At 64.4% G+C, this 16,228-nt stretch carries 12 protein-coding genes and 1 tRNA gene; 7 read left to right on the plus strand and 6 right to left on the minus strand.

What is annotated here, in order from left to right:
• Window positions 1–151: 151 nt before the first annotated feature.
• The 7 genes from tolB to D7S86_RS09305 all read left to right on the plus strand — a co-directional run bounded on the left by tolB (window position 152) and on the right by D7S86_RS09305 (window position 6,303).
• Window positions 152–1,465 (plus strand): Tol-Pal system beta propeller repeat protein TolB, encoded by a 1,314-nt coding sequence (tolB, locus tag D7S86_RS09280; protein ID WP_121085653.1) that lies wholly within the window; start codon window positions 152–154, stop codon window positions 1,463–1,465.
• Window positions 1,466–1,598: 133 nt separating this feature from the next.
• Entirely contained in the window at window positions 1,599–2,108 is a 510-nt protein-coding gene (gene pal, locus D7S86_RS09285) for a peptidoglycan-associated lipoprotein Pal (protein WP_121085655.1), read from the plus strand.
• Window positions 2,109–2,123: 15 nt separating this feature from the next.
• Window positions 2,124–2,873 (plus strand): tol-pal system protein YbgF, encoded by a 750-nt coding sequence (ybgF, locus tag D7S86_RS09290; protein ID WP_121085657.1) that lies wholly within the window; start codon window positions 2,124–2,126, stop codon window positions 2,871–2,873.
• Between the two features lie 379 nt (window positions 2,874–3,252).
• A tRNA-Lys gene (locus D7S86_RS09295) sits at window positions 3,253–3,328 on the plus strand.
• Between the two features lie 629 nt (window positions 3,329–3,957).
• A complete protein-coding gene (locus D7S86_RS09300) occupies window positions 3,958–4,209 on the plus strand; it encodes an antitoxin (RefSeq protein ID WP_121085659.1) in 252 nt (83 codons plus the stop codon).
• A gap of 200 nt (window positions 4,210–4,409) precedes the next feature.
• A complete protein-coding gene (locus tag D7S86_RS29490; RefSeq protein WP_158601911.1) occupies window positions 4,410–4,556 on the plus strand; it encodes a hypothetical protein in 147 nt (48 codons plus the stop codon).
• 13 nt (window positions 4,557–4,569) lie between these two features.
• On the plus strand, window positions 4,570–6,303 hold the full coding sequence (locus tag D7S86_RS09305) for a tetratricopeptide repeat-containing sulfotransferase family protein (RefSeq protein ID WP_121085661.1): 1,734 nt from the start codon (window positions 4,570–4,572) through the stop codon (window positions 6,301–6,303).
• A 154-nt stretch (window positions 6,304–6,457) separates the two neighbouring features.
• On the opposite strand, the gene D7S86_RS09310 is transcribed toward D7S86_RS09305, so the two are convergent.
• The 6 genes from D7S86_RS09310 to D7S86_RS09335 form a co-directional block, all read right to left on the minus strand.
• Window positions 6,458–9,070, minus strand: a complete 2,613-nt coding sequence (locus D7S86_RS09310) for an autotransporter outer membrane beta-barrel domain-containing protein (RefSeq protein ID WP_121085663.1) — start codon at window positions 9,068–9,070, stop codon at window positions 6,458–6,460.
• Between the two features lie 242 nt (window positions 9,071–9,312).
• Window positions 9,313–10,545, minus strand: coding sequence for an acyl-CoA dehydrogenase family protein (locus D7S86_RS09315; protein WP_121086090.1), 1,233 nt, complete (start codon window positions 10,543–10,545; stop codon window positions 9,313–9,315).
• Between the two features lie 139 nt (window positions 10,546–10,684).
• Window positions 10,685–12,004, minus strand: coding sequence for a sugar ABC transporter substrate-binding protein (locus D7S86_RS09320; protein WP_121085665.1), 1,320 nt, complete (start codon window positions 12,002–12,004; stop codon window positions 10,685–10,687).
• Between the two features lie 32 nt (window positions 12,005–12,036).
• On the minus strand, window positions 12,037–13,398 hold the full coding sequence (locus D7S86_RS09325) for an NtaA/DmoA family FMN-dependent monooxygenase (RefSeq protein WP_121085667.1): 1,362 nt from the start codon (window positions 13,396–13,398) through the stop codon (window positions 12,037–12,039).
• A gap of 127 nt (window positions 13,399–13,525) precedes the next feature.
• The gene (locus D7S86_RS09330) at window positions 13,526–14,527 is read right to left on the minus strand and encodes an ABC transporter permease (RefSeq protein WP_121085669.1); all 1,002 of its coding nucleotides are present in this window, start codon (window positions 14,525–14,527) and stop codon (window positions 13,526–13,528) included.
• 12 nt (window positions 14,528–14,539) lie between these two features.
• Entirely contained in the window at window positions 14,540–16,144 is a 1,605-nt protein-coding gene (locus tag D7S86_RS09335; protein WP_158601912.1) for a sugar ABC transporter ATP-binding protein, read from the minus strand.
• Between the last annotated feature and the right edge of the window lie 84 nt (window positions 16,145–16,228).

Raw genomic sequence — 16,228 nt, forward strand, 5'->3', positions numbered from 1 at the left:
GGTCGTCGCGATCTCGTCGACCCGCGGATGTCAGCCGGAATGGGCTGCGGCGCGCGGCGCACCAAGCGGATGGAACGTTCAGCCGGTAATTCTGTCTAGCGTGGGTGCGTCAGGCGCGCGCCCTTTTTTTCTCGCCTTTCACCAAAAGAGCATGAGCGTATTCAATCGACTAGCGACGTTTTTGGGCTTGCGAGCCATTCTTCTGACCAGTTTCACGGCACTCTCGGCCGTATCGGGTGTCGCGCATGCGGACCTGACCGTCGATATCACGGGCGTCGGTTCGAATCTGTATCCGATCGCGATTGCGCCGTTTGCGAATGAAGACACCGCCCAGGCGCAAATCAGCGCGATCGTACGGGCCGACCTGCAGAACAGCGGCCGGTTCTCGAACATCAACGCGGGCGGGCAGCCGGTCAGCGAAAGCGATTCGGTCGATTTGGCCGGCTGGAAGGGCAAAGGCGCCGACGCCTTCGTCGGCGGCAGCGTGAACAAGCTCGCGAACGGCGATTACGACGTGCGCTTCCGTCTGTACGACACGGTCAAGCAACAGAGTCTCGGCGGTCTCGCGCTGACGAGTTCGCAGGCCAATCTGCGCATGACCGCACACAAGATCTCCGATTTCATCTACCAGAAGCTGCTCGGCGTACGCGGCGCATTCGCGACGCGTCTCTCGTACGTTCAGCGCGTGGGTAATCGGTACCAGCTCAAGATCTCCGATTCGGACGGCCAGAACGAACACATCGCGCTGTCGAGCCCCGAGCCGATCATTTCGCCCGCGTGGTCGCCCGATGGCACCAAGGTCGCGTACGTGTCGTTCGAGCGCAAGAAGCCGATCGTCTATGTCCACGACCTGCCGACCGGCCAGCGCGTGATGATCTCGGATCAGAAGGGCAACAACAGCGCGCCCGCGTGGTCGCCCGACGGCAAGCATCTGGCGGTCGCGCTCACGATCACGGGCAATACGCAGATCTATCTCGTCAACGCGGACGGGTCGGGTCTTCGCCGGCTGAGCCAGACGGGCGGCATCGATACCGAGCCGTCGTTCTCGCCCGACGGCCAGTCGGTCTATTTCACGAGCGACCGCGGCGGCCAGCCGCAGATCTACAAGATGTCGGTCCAGGGCGAATCGGCGGGGGCTGCCCAGCGCGTGACGTTCCATGGCTCTTACAATACGAGCCCGCAGGTCAGTCCCGACGGCAAGTACCTCGCGTATATCTCGCGCGTCGGCGGCGCGTTCAAGCTCTATGAGCAGGATCTGTCGACGGGCGACGCGACGGGCCTGACCGATACCGTGCACGACGAATCGCCGACTTTCGCGGCGAACGGCCAGTACATCCTCTACGCGACCGAGAGCGGCGGACGTGCCGTGCTCGCCGCGGTGTCCGTCGACGGTGCGACGCACCAGGTGCTGTCGGTCAAGGGCGGCGATGTCAGCCATCCGTCGTGGGGACCGTTCATGCAATAGGGGTCGGGGCCGAGCGCAGGCGCGCCGGCCGCGAACTCGTGTATGGCTTGTAGCAATCGCAGTAAAAAGTGGCACCACACGCAACGTCGTATATGTCGTACGGCTTCACGCAATAACACAAGGAGAGTTTCAAATGATGTCCAAGCTTCGCCTGATCCTCGTCACGGGCCTGGTCGGCCTGCTCGCCGCTTGCCATTCCGGTGTCAAGCTCGATGAAAACGCCAACGCCAAGAACGGCGCTGTCGGCACGCAACCGAACCCGAATGCCGTCCAGGAAGTCAACGTCGATCCGCTGAACGATCCGAACAGCCCGCTGGCCAAGCGCAGCGTCTACTTCGATTTCGACAGCTACTCGGTCAAGGACGAGTACCAGCAGTTGCTGGGCCAACACGCTCAGTACCTGAAGTCGCATCCGCAGCGTCACGTCCTGATTCAGGGCAATACGGATGATCGCGGCACGAGCGAATACAACCTCGCGCTCGGTCAAAAGCGTGCGGAAGCGGTTCGCAAGGCGCTGTCGCTGCTTGGCGTGCCCGACTCGCAAATGGAAGCCGTGAGCCTCGGCAAGGAAAAGCCGGTTGCGACGGGTCATGACGAAGCTTCGTGGGCGCAAAATCGTCGCGCCGACCTCGTCTATCAATAAACGGAAGATCGCCCGATGCTGTTTCGTATGAGCTGGCTGCGGGCCTCCGCAGCGGCCGGCGCGGTGGGTGTGGCGATGATCGCCGCATCCGCGCACGCAGGCGTGTTTGATGACAACGAGGCGCGCCAGGCCATTCTGGATCTGCGCGCCAAGACGGATGCGCAATCGGGCCAGATCGCGGCTGCGCAGCGGACGATCCTCGATCAGTCGAACCAGCTCGCGACGCTGCAGCAGCAAGTCGCGACGCTGCGCGGACAGAATGAGGATCTGGCCAATCAGGTGACGACGCTTCAGAAGGCGCAGAAGGACTATTACGCCGATCTGAACGCGCGCCTGCAGAAGCTCGAGCCGCAGCAGGCCACGGTCGACGGCATGCAGGGCACCGTGCAGCCCGGTGAGTCCGACGCGTTCAACGCCGCGCTTCAGCAGTTCAAGAACGGCGACTTCAAGAGCGCGACGGCGGCGTTCCGGGACTTTGTGCAGAAGTATCCGCAAAGCCCGTATCAGCCGACGGCGCAGTACTGGCTCGGCAACTGCCTGTATGCGCAGCGCGACTACAAGGCGTCGACGTCGGTGCTGCAAGGCGTCGTGAACAACTATCCGACGCACCCGCGTGCGCCGGAAGCGTTGCTCGCGATCGCGCAGAACCAGCTTGAGCAAGGCCAGAAGCCGGCCGCGCGCAAGACGCTCCAGCAGATCGTTGCGCAGTACGGCAACACGGAAGCCGCGCAGACCGCGCAGAACAAGCTCACGCAGATTCGGTAACGTGCGTTGTCGTGAGACCGATTCGGGACGGCTCGATGGCTGGCCCGGATTCGGTTGCGCGTGGGTTGTGGGCGTGGGTCGTTGTTCTGGGTCGTTGGCCGTTGTGGTGGATCCTGGATCGTTGTCCTGAGTCGCTGTCGTAAGTCACCGCTGTCGATCACCGTCGTTGGGCGCCGCGGTTGGTGTCATTGACGGCTGGATGGATCTCATTCGTCGTCGATGAGGGTCGGTCGGCAGCTCAGATCGGCGATGGCGGATCCCTCCGTACGCACGGATAGCAGCAACGCCGGACGCGCCTTGCACAGGCGATTCGGCACGCTGACGCTCGGCTTTCTGGTTGACGGAGCCGGTCTGCCCGGCTATAGTAGCGGACTCTTTTGGGTCGTTAGCTCAGTTGGTAGAGCAGCGGACTTTTAATCCGTTGGTCACGTGTTCGAGTCACGTACGGCCTACCACTTTCCCTCGGGGAAGGAAAATCAAGCACTTGCGAGCAATCGCGGTGCTTTTTTTTCGTCTGCGGCAAGGCCCTCCTCGCGGCAACAACGCCCCTTTGCCGGATATTTGCCGGACCGGAAAAATCCAGATCAAGCGAATCTCACTTTCGTACGGAGTCTGGCATTCCATATATCAGCCAACATGGCGACGCTTGGCGCGCCGAGATTCGCCGGCGCGGTCACAAGCCCCCCTATCGAGCTGCTGCCTGCCGACACGCGTTCTTGATCGGACTCTCGTTTCCATTTTCGTGCGGCCTTGGGACGCTCGCTCTCGACGCTGGCGCCTGATTCGTGTGTGTCGACTCGCGCGACGCGGACTATGGCGTGGGCCGCAATCGCCGACGTCCAGGCTCACGCGGCAGCTTGGCCGGCTTGAAGAAAAACCTGATCGTGGCCTTTGCGCGAACTTCTCTCCCGTGCGCCCGTCAGCCCAGTAGTTCCACGCCCGGATCTGGCTTACGTCACCCCGGCACTTCTCGCACGGACGGAAAGAGGTCTCGCCGATCTCCAACCGATGTACACACGCGTATTTACTTTAAGGGGTGGGTGAACTAAAGCACATCCACCGTACACACCTGATCGAATCTGCAATGCATACGACCCGAGTTTTCAAGAACGGCAACTCACAGGCCGTTCGTATTCCGGCCGATCTTGCCTACGAGCGCATGGATATTGAGCTCGAAATCGAGCGGGTGGGTGATGAGATTCATATTCGCCCGATGCGTCGGCCGCTTGCCGGGGTGCTCAAGAAATTCGCCAAGTTTGGGCCGGATTTCATGGCCGAAGGGCGCGGCAAGCAGGCGCAGAGCGAACGAGACCCTTACCGGCCCTCGAGTCTTTAGTCGAAACGGCCTGATTGCGATTCGCCGTGAGATCTTCGAGGCCTCGTTTTCAAGGCGTCTTTCGATTCGTGGCATGATGCGACGCGAAGTCATCTGAAGCCCCCCGCCCGCGCACGAGTATTCCGCGTCATGAGCATTGTAATTCCTTTGACCACGATCGATGCACGTTGCGCGTGCGGCAGTGGACTCGCACAGCAACGTTGCTGCAGCTTCGACGTTTCGGCCGCCTCGACATTGCCCTCGCCCTCGCCCTCGCCCTCGCCCTCGCCCTCGCCCTCGCCCTCGCCCTCGCCCTCGCCCTCGCCCTCGCCCTCGCCCTCGACATCGACATCGACATCGACTCCTGAATCGACCTCAGCATTGGCATCGCCCTCGGCATCCTCAGTTTCAGCCACCGCGACCAGCGCCGCCGACGCGCTCGACGCCGGCGACACGGCGCTCGCGGCGCGCCTCGCCATTGCGCTGCTCGACGAGGACCCCGCGAATATCGACGCGCTGACCGTGCTGTTTCTCGTGCGTGAAGAGACCGGCCCCACCTCCGCCTGCATGGCGCTTGCGCGTCGCATCTGCGCACTGGATCCGAACAAGGCCTGGGCCCAACTCGAAGCGGCCGAACGACTGCTGCTTGCGGGTCAAGCTCCGGAAGCGGAGCCTCATGCACGCAACGCCGTGCGCCTCGACCCGACCGATCCCGGCGCGCATCGACTGCTCGCATTGTCGTTGTCCGCGCAGCAACGTTGGCCGATCGCCGAGTTTCACTTTCGCCGCACGCTCGAACTGACGCGCGCCGACGATCCGATCCAACTCGCCAATCTCGCCGCGTGTCTCAAGATGCAGGGCCACCTCGACGAAGCACGCCACCTTTACAAACGATCGGTCTCACTCGCGCCCGATATCGCACAGACGCTCCACGGCTGGTCGCAACTCGAAGAGGCGGCACGCGATCTGCCGCGCGCGCTCGACCTCGCCGACCGCGCGATCGCCGCCGCGCCCGACGACCTCGATATCGCGCTGGCCCGCGCGGCATTGCTCGCGCGCACGAACGAGACCGACCAAGCCATCGAGATCATCGACGCGGTCGCTCGCCAAGGGCGCCCCGCACAAGCCATCGACGCAGCCCTGCTCAACGGCCGCCTGCTCGATAAAGCCGGCCGCTTCGACGACGCGTTCGCATCGTTTGCGCTCGCCAAGCACATGATCCGCGAAGGAGGCCGCACCTATCCGAAACACGCTGCCGATGTCGAGACAACCCGGCTCAAGACATTCTTCCGCGCCTCGCGGCTCGCGCTGCTGCCCCGCGCCTCCGATGCGCCCGGTCCCCGCCCCGTCTTTATTTGCGGCGCCCCGCGCTCGGGTACGACGCTGCTCGAACAGATGCTGAGCCGACACGACGCCATGGCGGCCGGCGACGAACTGCCTTCGCTCGGCGAGACGATTCGCGCAATGCCGCGCCTGCTCAACAGCGCGTCGGGCTACCCCGAAGCCCTCGGCGAACTCTGGCTCGGCGACGAGGCCGACGGACTCGACACCTTGCGCGATTTCTATCTGCGCAGCGCGAGACGCGCAGGCGCGTCGATCTCGGGCAAGCCGTTCTTTACCGACAAGATGCCGTTCAACGAAACCCATCTGGGCCTGATCGGCCTGATGTTTCCGAACGCGCCCGTCATCCGGATGGTTCGCCATCCGCTCGATGTCGTGTTGTCGATGTTCTCGTACGACATGACGCATGGCGCCGACTGCGCGACCTCACTCGAAGGCATCGCGCACGAATACGTGCGCGCGCACGGTCTCGCCGAACACTATCGCGCCGAAATGTCGCTGCGCGCGCTCAGCGTCAAATACGAAGCCTTGATCGACGAGCCCGAAGCCGTGTTGAGGTCGATCTTTTCCATGCTCGATATCCCGTTCGAGCCGGCATGCCTGCGCTTCGACGAAAACCCCCGCTACGCACGCACGATCAGCTACGCGCAAGTCACGCAGCGGATCACGAAGCAGGCGCGATATCGATACCGTCACTATCTGCGGCATCTCGAACCCGTCCTGCCGATACTCGAACCCGTGATCAAGGCACTGGGTTATACGATCGAAACATGAGCGGGCCGGCATCTGCGCAACCCGCGTGCGCCGAGGTCGGCGCAACTGCCGGCGCAAAGCTCGATGCAAACGCCGGCGCATAGATCGACGCAATACTCGACGCAAAAACCGGCGCATCGAACGATCGACGCGCCGGCGCACTCGCTTCACGCGATCACCACAGCCAGCGCACGCCGGCGGTACCGGCGATCAAACGCTCGCCCTTGCCGAGCACCGCACTCCCCTGCACATAGGCCGACACGGTCGAGTTGAACGCGTAGTTCGCGCCGACCTTCGCGACAGCTTCGTCACGCGCCTGCTGAACGCCGTCGACCGTGAACGTGTACGACGCGGCCGACGTAAAGGCGGCCGACAGCGTTTGCTGGACCGGACCGATCGTGTGCCGCCACGCGAGGTCGGCCTGCCATGTGAGCCCGTGACCGCCGAGGTCCAGTTCGCGACGCACACGTGCACCGAGCAGCGAAGCGCCTTGCGTCGTCGTATCGCCGTCGTACGTGAGCGCGAAGTCCGTGTCGCCGTTCGTCGTCGATTCCGTGAAGCTGTTCTGGTGATAGCGCGCGACCGATGCCCCGATATACGGCTCGACGGTATAGCGCGCGACGCGCATCGTCATGCCCGTCTCGGCATAGAGCGCGCCGCCGAGCACATTGAAATCGCCCTCGGTTCGACCGCTGAGCACGCCGAGCGTGACATCGCGTTCAATCGTATTGCTCCACCATCCGACGCTGGCCACGCCCTTGACGTAGAACGGCGACGCTTCGGGCCGATAACGCGCGTAGAGCGCGCCCTGCACGCCGTCCGAGCGGCCATGGCTCGAACCGTCCTCATAGTCGACGTCGTCGTCGCTGCCCGAGAGCGCGGCGCCGACGAGCCACTCGCGGTTGATCGCCTGGTCATGCCCGAACGACAGCGCGGCCGACCGGTCGACATACGCGCTCGCGCCCGAGATATCGTTGCCCGCCTGACGCTCGTTCGCATAGCTCACGCTGACCCACGGATCGCTGAGCGCATCGTGCGCGCCATCCTTGGCATTCGACGCACGCGACTGCGGATCGAGCGCGGCGTTCGACGCGAGATCGGCCATCGTCAGCCGGTCGCTGATCGCGTCCTGCGCGGCGCGCATATGCAGCAACGCGGTGTGTCCGAGACCGATCGTGCTGTCGCCCGACATCGTCGCGAGCGCATGGCGCGCTTCGTCGGTCGATGCGGTCAGCAGCGTGTTCGTCAACGTATTGCCGCCCGCCGCATAGATCGCGTCGAGCGCCCCCGCGACGGCGTGCTGATTGGTGCTTTGCGCCACGAGACCGAAACCCGAGCTCGCGAACGTGCCCGGCCCCGAAGGCGTCGACGAGCCCACGGTTCCCGTCGTGTTGAGGGTGACAAGGACGCGATCGTTCGCGGTGTCATACGTGACCGAGGGGTCGACGTAGGCGAAGCTCGCCGTGACCGAGGAGAACGTGCCCGTCAACGAACCCGCCGACAAGATGACATAGGTCGTGCCCGCCGTGTACGTGCCGGCGATGCCAGTGAGCGTCAGATTCCCGCCGAGGGTCGCCGCGCCCGTCACCGCTGTAAAGCTGCCGGCGGTCGGACTCAATTGTTCAACGAACGTCGAGCCGTTCTGGAGCGTCAGGGCCCCGCCGATCGCCAACTGGGACGAGGATGTCGGGGCGCTCGCCTTGAACGTTCCGCCGGACAAGACGGTCACGGAGCCGGCAATCGTGCCGGTGCCGGTCAGCGTCGCGCCGCTGTCAACCATGGCCGGATTCGAGTTCTGCAAGGTGCCGTCGACGGTCAACGTGCCGCTCGCGACTTCCACCGACGTCGTCGCGACCGTGTTCGTGAGCGTCCAGGCGGTGCCTTGCATCGTCACCGTGTTAAACCCGCTGACCGCGCTGTCGAGCGTGCCGCTGCCGTCGAACAGCAGCGTGCCGCCGCCGCCGACGATCGAACCGTTCACGACGCTGTTGTTCTCGAGTTCGAGCGTCCCGCCGGCGAGCGCGACGGCAAACGTGCCGCTCGTCGCGGTAATCGTCCCGTAGTTGATCACGGTGCCGCTCGAGCCTCCCATGTAGACGCCGCGGGTACCGGTAATGGTGCCGTAGTTCGTCACGGAGCCGCCGCCGATCAACGCGACGGCAAACACATTGTTCGACGATGTGGTTTCGACGGTGCCGTAATTGGTCAGATTGACGGTTGTCGGCGATCCCTGGTTGTTATAAACCGCCGAGCCGGACGACGCTGAAATGGTCGCACTCGTATTGGTCGCCGAACCATTGATGACGGTTGCGCTCGATCCGCTCACATCCACGCCCGCCGCTAACCCCGAGAGGGTGCCGTAGTTATCGACTTCGCCCCCATTCATGAGGTCGACGCCGGCCCAGCCGGCCGACGATATCGACGCATTCGCGTCGTTGATCACCGTCCCGCTTTTGGACAGGTACACACCCGACGACGCGTTCACATTCGCCGAAGCGGTCGACTCGATCGTGCCTTCGTTCGTGATCGTCACGCCGATGATTTGCTGTGCGCCCCCGGCAATCCCGGCGCCGCTCGTCACGGAGATCGTCGAACTGGCGGCGACGGTCACATTGGTGTTCGTGCCGCCCAGGTTATAGGTGCTGCTCTGGCTGCCGACCGTCTGCGCGTGCACCGATGGGCTCAGACACGCACCCGCGATGACGGGCAGACAGGGGACGACTTGGCGCATGTCGTCGAGCAGACGACGACGCCGTTTGATGTTGATCGTGGTGGATGTGGGCTGCATGGCGATGGAGCAAACGTATGAGACGTGGACACAGATCGCGCGTTGGACGCACGATCTCACGACGCAGACTAAGCCGCATGCTTCTTATGCAACCGCCTAAAAAAGGCCGGAGTTTCTCGCCTTTTCGTTGAATTGAACGCGCAGAAATATGGTGCGCGGCAGAGGTATCTTTGGCAAATCGCCACGGCACGGCGTTTTTACAGACATGCCGTGCGCGATACGCACGTTTCCGCGACCCAAAATTATCCCTGCGCAACCGCGCGCCCCACGCGCCACTGATACGGCGGGGGGGTGCCGTTGACGGCGAAATCGCCGACGATACGGTCCTTGTAGATACGCGGGTTATGCGACGCCAGCGTGCGCGCATTGCGCCAGAACCGATCGAAACCCGCGGGGGTCAGCGTCGCCGATGCGCCGAGCGCATCGAACAGCAAGGTCGTCGCGTCGAGCACGAGATTCGACACGACCGTCTGGGCCTGTGCGACTTCGAGTTCGGCGATCAGATTGACTTCCTCGATGCTCGCCTCGTCGTGCGCATCGCGCACCTCGTACGCACGCTGGATCGCTTCGGCGGCCTTGAGCACGGTCGCGCCCGCCGCGTAGGCATTGCCCTGAACGCGTCCGACGATCTGCAGCACCTGCGGATCCTGACTCGAACGCGCCGCCGCCGCGTGCGTATAGGTCCGTTCGCGGCGCGCGACGGCCTGCGCGGCTTCGCGTGCCGCCGCGCGACCGATGCCGGCCAGCGTCGCGAGCTGCACCTGCTGAAGAAACGCCGACCAATAACGATGGTGGTCGCTTTCGCGCACGATCGCCGTATCGTCGACGCGCGCATCGACAAAGCGCGCGGTGCCGCTCGCGGTCTGCCGTTGCCCGAAGCCGTTCCAGTCGTCGAGCACGTCGACACCTTCGGCCGTGCGCGCGACCACCGCCGAGATCGGCTGCCCCTCGGCGTCGGTCGCGCCGACGCTGATCCACTCCGCGTAAAGCGATCCGGTCGTGTAGAACTTGGTGCCGTTCAAGCGCCATGCTTCGCCGTCATGCAACAGGCTGGCCGAAAAGGCCGACAACTGAGCGCCTGTCTCGGTCCATGCGCTGCCGATGATTTCGCCCGCCGCGATGCGCGGAATCCAGACCGCGCGGCGCTCGGGCAAACGCGAATTCAATAGATCTTCGACAAAGCTCAAATGTGCACGCAGCGCCTGCGCGATATTCGAGTCGGCCTCGGCAAGCTCGATCAGCAGCGCGAACAGCTCGGGAATCGTCGCGCCGTCGCCGCCGTCGGCCTCGGACAATCGCAGCCGTGTGAAACCCGCGGCCTTGAGCCATTGAATCGGCTCGTGCGGCAACGTGCGCGTCAGCTCGCGGTCGAGATTGCCCGCGCGAATCCGTTCGAAAATAGGCCTGAACCGCGCGGCAAGCGATGCATAGCGCGGACTCGGGCCCGCGCCCCACGGGGAAAGAGAAGTCGTCATATCGGTGTTCAAACGAAAAAGGAAAAGGCCGCGCCGCGGCCGTCGACGCGCTATCGCGCGAAGACCGCGCGCATCGATCGCGCCGGCACCGCAATTCAAGCGCGGGCGCCGATATCGATGCGTATGCGAGTTGAACGCGTCAGGCGTGCACCGGCGACGGTCCGCCGAAGGGAATCGTGTAGTGCGCCTTGTATTCGGCTGCGACGGTCTCGAACTCTCCGTTCGCGCGCGCCTGCCGATACGCTTCGGGCAAGGTATAACCGGCCGGTCGAGCGATCCCCGTCCATTCCTTTTCGAAATCGAGCGGATACACCTCGGCCTGCAAATCCCAATCCGTCGGATGCGCGACACGCGAGAGTCTGCGGTAGTCGAACGGCGCGACCTTGCCGTTGTCGACGAAGCGCTTGCGATAGACGTCGGCATTGGCCTTCGTGATCGTCAGCGATCGCCAGTTCAACGCACGCTCGGCGGCGCGCGGCTTCCACCCGTGCGTGACGTCGTAGATCCGCGCGGTAAACAGACCGGCCGCATACGCCGGGCTATTGCCGCTCGTCGCGAGCTGTTCGCCCTTGATGATCGCGCGCACCGCTTCAGCCGTGCCGTCGGCGCCGACGACCAAGACATCGTGTCCCGGCCGCAATCCGCGCGCACGCAGCGCCGCGAGCACCCCCTGTGCGATATCGTCGTTCTGCGCGACGATGCCGACCACGTTCGGATTGCGCGACAGCAATGCGTCGGTGGCCTTGAGCCCGTCTTCACGATTCCAGTTGCCCGGCAGATGATCGACCAGCCGCGTCTTCGGAAAATCGGCGAAGGCGGCATCGCGGCCGCGACTGCGCGCGATATCGGTCACGTAGCCATCGGTGCCCGTCACGGCCACGATATCGCCGCCGCCGAAGTGTTCAGTCACGGCCTTGAGCAATTCCGACGTCACGGCGCGGTGCGCGGCGAACTCCTCGGGCACGGCGTAGAGCGTGTAGTGCTCGCTCGCATCGAATGGTGTGTACCACGGCAAGGTGTTCCAGAAATTGCCGAAGAACACATTGTTCTGCTGGGCGTCGGCCGCGATGCGGCGGATGGCGCTGCCGTCGGCGAGATTGAATACGGCCCCCGCCGAGCCCGCGACGATCTGCTGCTCGAACTGATTGACCTGGCGTTGCCCGTCGCTGCGGCCGTCGAGCGCGACATACGGCAGCGAGAACGCGCGGGCGGCATCGTCGAACGCGGCGCTGGCGATCGTGTTGTACTCGTTCAGATTGAACGTCAGATACGCGAGCTTGCCGCTCGACGATGCGATCGCGGTGCCGGGCAAGCCGACGGCGCCGACCGCTGCCGCGGCCGACATCAAGGCCAGAAACTCACGGCGCGATACGCCGTGCGTGTCGAGTCGATCGAGATGGTCGTCGACAGTGCGACGACGCGAAAAATCGGGAAACCGGGGAAAGGGGCGGCGCGACATCGTGATCCTCGTGGTCGTTGTTGGAAGAAACTTCAGGCTGCGAGCGCGGCTTGCGACCGCACCGCGGGATGGCGGGCATTGAGGCGTGCGCTGCGTCCGGGAAACAGCTTCTCGCGCAACGTGCCGGGCGCGTATTCGTGCTGAGCGAGGCCGCGCGCGCGCAACACGGGCATCACATGATCGATAAACACCTCGAACGAACCCGGCGTGGTCTGGTATGCGAGGTTGACGCCGTCGACGCCGGCGGCGCGCCACTCGGCGAGCCGATCGGCGATCTGCTCGGGGGTCCCGACAAAGCGGCTGCTATACGACATCGCATTGACGAGGTCGGCGAGCCTCGCACGCTGCCCCGGATGCGCCTCCTCGAAAAAGCGCGCGAAGCCCTGCAGACCTTCGTTCGGAAAATCGCTGACGGGGCGCTCGGGATCGAGCAGGCCGAAGTCGATGCCGAGATCGCGCGCGACATGCGCGGCGAGCCCTTCGGTACTGACATAAGCGTCGAGCTCGCGCGCGCGGCGCTGCGCCTCTTCCTCGGTGCTGCCGACCACGAACGAGAGCCCCTGAAAAATCAGCAGATCGTCGGCGCGACGCCCATGCGCGACCGTCTGTGCGCGCAGATCGTCGATCGCCACGCGGGCGGCATCCGGGTGATGGCTGACGATGAAGGTCGCCTCCGCGTGTCGCGCGGCAAAGGCACGGCCGCGTCGCGACGAGCCCGCCTGGATCAGCAGCGGCGTGCGTTGCGGCGACGGGCTGCTCGCATGCGGACCCGGCACGCGGTAACGCGCACCGACATGATCGATGCGCCGTACGCCGGCAGGGTCGGCATAGACGCGCGCCTGCGTATCGGCTTGGATCGCATCGTCACGCCATGAGTGTTCCCATAGCTTGTACGCGACATCGACGTATTCATCGGCCCAGTCATACCGCGCATCGTGCTCGACGAGGCGATCGAGACCGAAATTGCGTGCGGCTGCGGCGCTCGTGCTCGTCACGATATTCCAGCCGACCCGGCCGCCGCTCAGATGATCGAGCGTCGATACGGCCCGCGCGAATGCAAACGGATGCGCCTGAAGAATCGAGCTCGTGAACATCAAGCCGAGATGCTCGGTCGCGCCGATCAAGGCCGCGCACAAGATCGCGGGATCGTTGCACGGAAAGTGGATCGCCTGCTCGACATAAAGATCGAACGAACCGCGATACGTCGGATCGAGGCCGAGCGCGTCGGCGAGGAACAGGCCGTCGAAACGGCCGCGTTCGAGCAAGCGCGCGAGATGCGTCCACGTCGAGAGCGAATCGTGGCGGATCTGCTCGGAGCGCGGATGCGTCCACATTCCGTGATAGACGTGGGACACGCTCGCCATCGAAAAGGCGTTGAAGATCAGAGGTCGCATGATGGATTCGAAAGGACGCCGGCTGCCCGAACGCGACTCGGGCCGACGAGCGTCACGCCACGTGGGCGAAATCGCGCCGCGAGACCGGCGCGTGTCGGATGATTTATCGGATGGCTTATCCGCTGAGCTATTTGATGATCAGCGCGCGCGTATTGCCGCGACGGCTGACCAATACGGCGGCGATCACGACGAGCCCCTTGACGATCATCTGCGTGTATTCGGAGACGCCCATCAAATTGAGGCCGTCGTCGAGAATCGAAATGATCAGGACGCCGAGCAAGGTGCGTTGCGGGCCACCGACGCCGCCCGCCAACGATGTCCCGCCGACGACGATCGCAGCGAGGCTATTGAGCAAGAGGTCCTGACCGAGCGACGGTCCCGCCGCGCCGAGACGCGCCACCGCGAATGCGGCGCCGAGGCCCGCCAGCAAGCCCGATACGCCGAATGCCGCGATCTTGTAGGGCCGCACGGGGACGCCTGCCGTGCGCGCGATGTTTTCGCCGCCGCCGATCAGGAACATATAACGACCGAAGCGCGTGCGCGCCGAGACGACGACCGTCAACGCCCACGCGATCAGACCGAACAACGCGATATTCGGCAAACGCGGCACCCACTGACCGATCGCGATCGCATCGAACCCGTCGAAGTTGAACTGGATCGCGCGGCCGCCGAGCAACAGCAAACCGGCGCCCGAAAACACCGACAGACTCCCGAGCGTGACGACGAACGACGGGACGCGTCCGTAGGCGTAGATCGCCCCATTGAGCACGCCGAGCAGCGCGCCCGCGAGGGCGGCCGCCGGGACCACGGCAAAGCCGAGCGGCGTGGCGTTGAGCAATTGAACGGTGGCCGCGCCGACGAGCAGCACGATCGCGCCGATCGACAGATCGATGCTGCCCATCAACACGACGAACGTGGAACCCAGGCACACGATCAGCAGCGTGCCGGTCTGTCCGCTGAGCGCGGTCAGATTGCGCAGCGTCCAGAACGATGACGTCGCCACCGAGAAAAAGGCGATCAACGCGAGCACGACGACGACCGGAAGCAGCCCGCTCGCATCGAAGGACACCGCGCGTAAGCCGCCGGCGCGATTGGGCGACTTGCGGATGGGATTGACTGCAGTATTCATCGTTGACGTTTCCTATGGATGCGTGTCGAGCGCGGCTTCGTCGCGCCCCTTCGGCAGCATGTGCGCGACGAGTTCGCGCTCCGTCGGCGCGGCGTCCGGGCCGATGTCGACCTCTGCGCTGATGCGCCCGCGCTGCAGGATCAGCACGCGATTGGCCAGGCCGATCAGCTCGAGCAGTTCGTCGGTGATCAGCACGATGGCGACGCCCTGATCCGTCAGATCGCGCAGCAAGCCGTAGATATCTTCTTTCGCGCCGGCATCGATGCCGCGCGTCGGGTTATCGAGCACCAGCACGCGCGGTTCGCGACAGAGCCAACGCGCCAGCACGACTTTTTGCTGGTTGCCGCCGGACAATCGGTCGGTCGTCGTATCGGGCGTCGCCGAACGGATGCGCAGCGATTCGATGTACCGCGCCGCCACGCGTCGTTCGCGTTCGATCCGCCATGCGCCCCAGCGATTCGAGAACAGATCCCGGCCGCTCGCGAGCGACACGTTCCAGGCCGTGCTCACCGACGCGATCAGCCCGTCGGTGAGCCGCTCCGCGGGCACGTAGGCGAGTCCGTGCGCGACGGCATCGACGATGTCGGGACGGCGTGCCGGCTGACCGTTGAGCGCGACCGTCCCCGCATCGGGTTCGTCGACGCCCGCGATCCCCTTGCCCAGCGCGCTCTTGCCCGAATCGAGCAGGCCGCCGATACCGACGATCTCGCCCGCGCGGACTTCGAAATCGATGTCGTGATACTCGCCCGCGAGCGTGAGTCCTTTGACGACGAGCGCGGGCGCATCGCTGTGGGCGCGCGCGCGACGGCGCGACTGAAAATAGAAATCGTCGGCGCGCTCGCGTCCGACCATCAGGCTGTGCAATTCGTTTTCGTCGGTCTGCGACGCGGCGCGCCGGCCGACGATGCGCCCGTCCTTCATGACGTAAATGACGTCGGCGATGCGCAGGACTTCAGACAATCGGTGCGAGACGAACAGGAACGCCGCGCGCGCGCGAAGCGTCTCGATCAGCGTAAAGAACGTCTCTTCGTCGCGGCGATCGAGTGCGGAGGTGGGCTCGTCGAGCAGAATCAGCGGCGTCTCGATGCCGAGCACATGATGCGGCGCGAGGCACGCGCGCGCGATCTCGATCGATTGCCGCGCGGAAAAATCGTAGGTCGCCGTGATGCGGGTCACGTCGATATCGAGTCCCGCGTCCGCGACGATGCGCTGCGCCACATCGATCATGGCGCGGCGATCGTCGAACACGCCGAATCGGGAAAAGCGATGCGCCTGGCCCAGCACGAGGTTCGCGTAGACCGGCACGTTGAGCACGAGCGACTGCTCTTGAAACACGCGCGAGACGCCGAGTTCGGTCGCGGCGCGGTAATCGGAGGGGGCGAAGCGCGTCTGCCGCAGGCGGATCGAACCCGAATCGGGCGCGACGATGCCGCTCAGCATATTCATCAGCGTCGATTTGCCCGCCCCGTTCTCTCCGACGATGCTGACGACGCTGCCCGCCTCGATGTCGAGCGAGACGTCTTGAAGAACGGTGACCGGTCCGTAAGATTTGGAGACCGATTCAACCCGAAGCAAGGGACTGACGGCGTCGCGCCGCTCGCGGGACTGAGCGGACACGCCCATGGTCGTCTCATCGATGTCGTAGCAAGGACATTCATGCTATGAGCTTCGATGCGTCCGACAAACCAATGCGTTTTGCGA

Source organism: Pararobbsia silviterrae, assembly GCF_003628125.1.
Taxonomy (GTDB): domain Bacteria; phylum Pseudomonadota; class Gammaproteobacteria; order Burkholderiales; family Burkholderiaceae; genus Pararobbsia; species Pararobbsia silviterrae.

Bases quoted from the DNA above. Each gene is read 5' to 3' on its own strand.
- tolB (WP_121085653.1), top strand. From the start codon at position 152: ATGAGCGTATTCAATCGACTAGCGACGTTTTTGGGCTTGCGAGCCATT.
- pal (WP_121085655.1), top strand. From the start codon at position 1,599: ATGATGTCCAAGCTTCGCCTGATCCTCGTCACGGGCCTGGTCGGCCTG.
- ybgF (WP_121085657.1), top strand. From the start codon at position 2,124: ATGCTGTTTCGTATGAGCTGGCTGCGGGCCTCCGCAGCGGCCGGCGCG.
- D7S86_RS09300 (WP_121085659.1), top strand. From the start codon at position 3,958: ATGCATACGACCCGAGTTTTCAAGAACGGCAACTCACAGGCCGTTCGT.
- D7S86_RS09310 (WP_121085663.1), bottom strand. From the start codon at position 9,070: ATGCAGCCCACATCCACCACGATCAACATCAAACGGCGTCGTCGTCTG.
- D7S86_RS09315 (WP_121086090.1), bottom strand. From the start codon at position 10,545: ATGACGACTTCTCTTTCCCCGTGGGGCGCGGGCCCGAGTCCGCGCTAT.
- D7S86_RS09320 (WP_121085665.1), bottom strand. From the start codon at position 12,004: ATGTCGCGCCGCCCCTTTCCCCGGTTTCCCGATTTTTCGCGTCGTCGC.
- D7S86_RS09325 (WP_121085667.1), bottom strand. From the start codon at position 13,398: ATGCGACCTCTGATCTTCAACGCCTTTTCGATGGCGAGCGTGTCCCAC.
- D7S86_RS09330 (WP_121085669.1), bottom strand. From the start codon at position 14,527: ATGAATACTGCAGTCAATCCCATCCGCAAGTCGCCCAATCGCGCCGGC.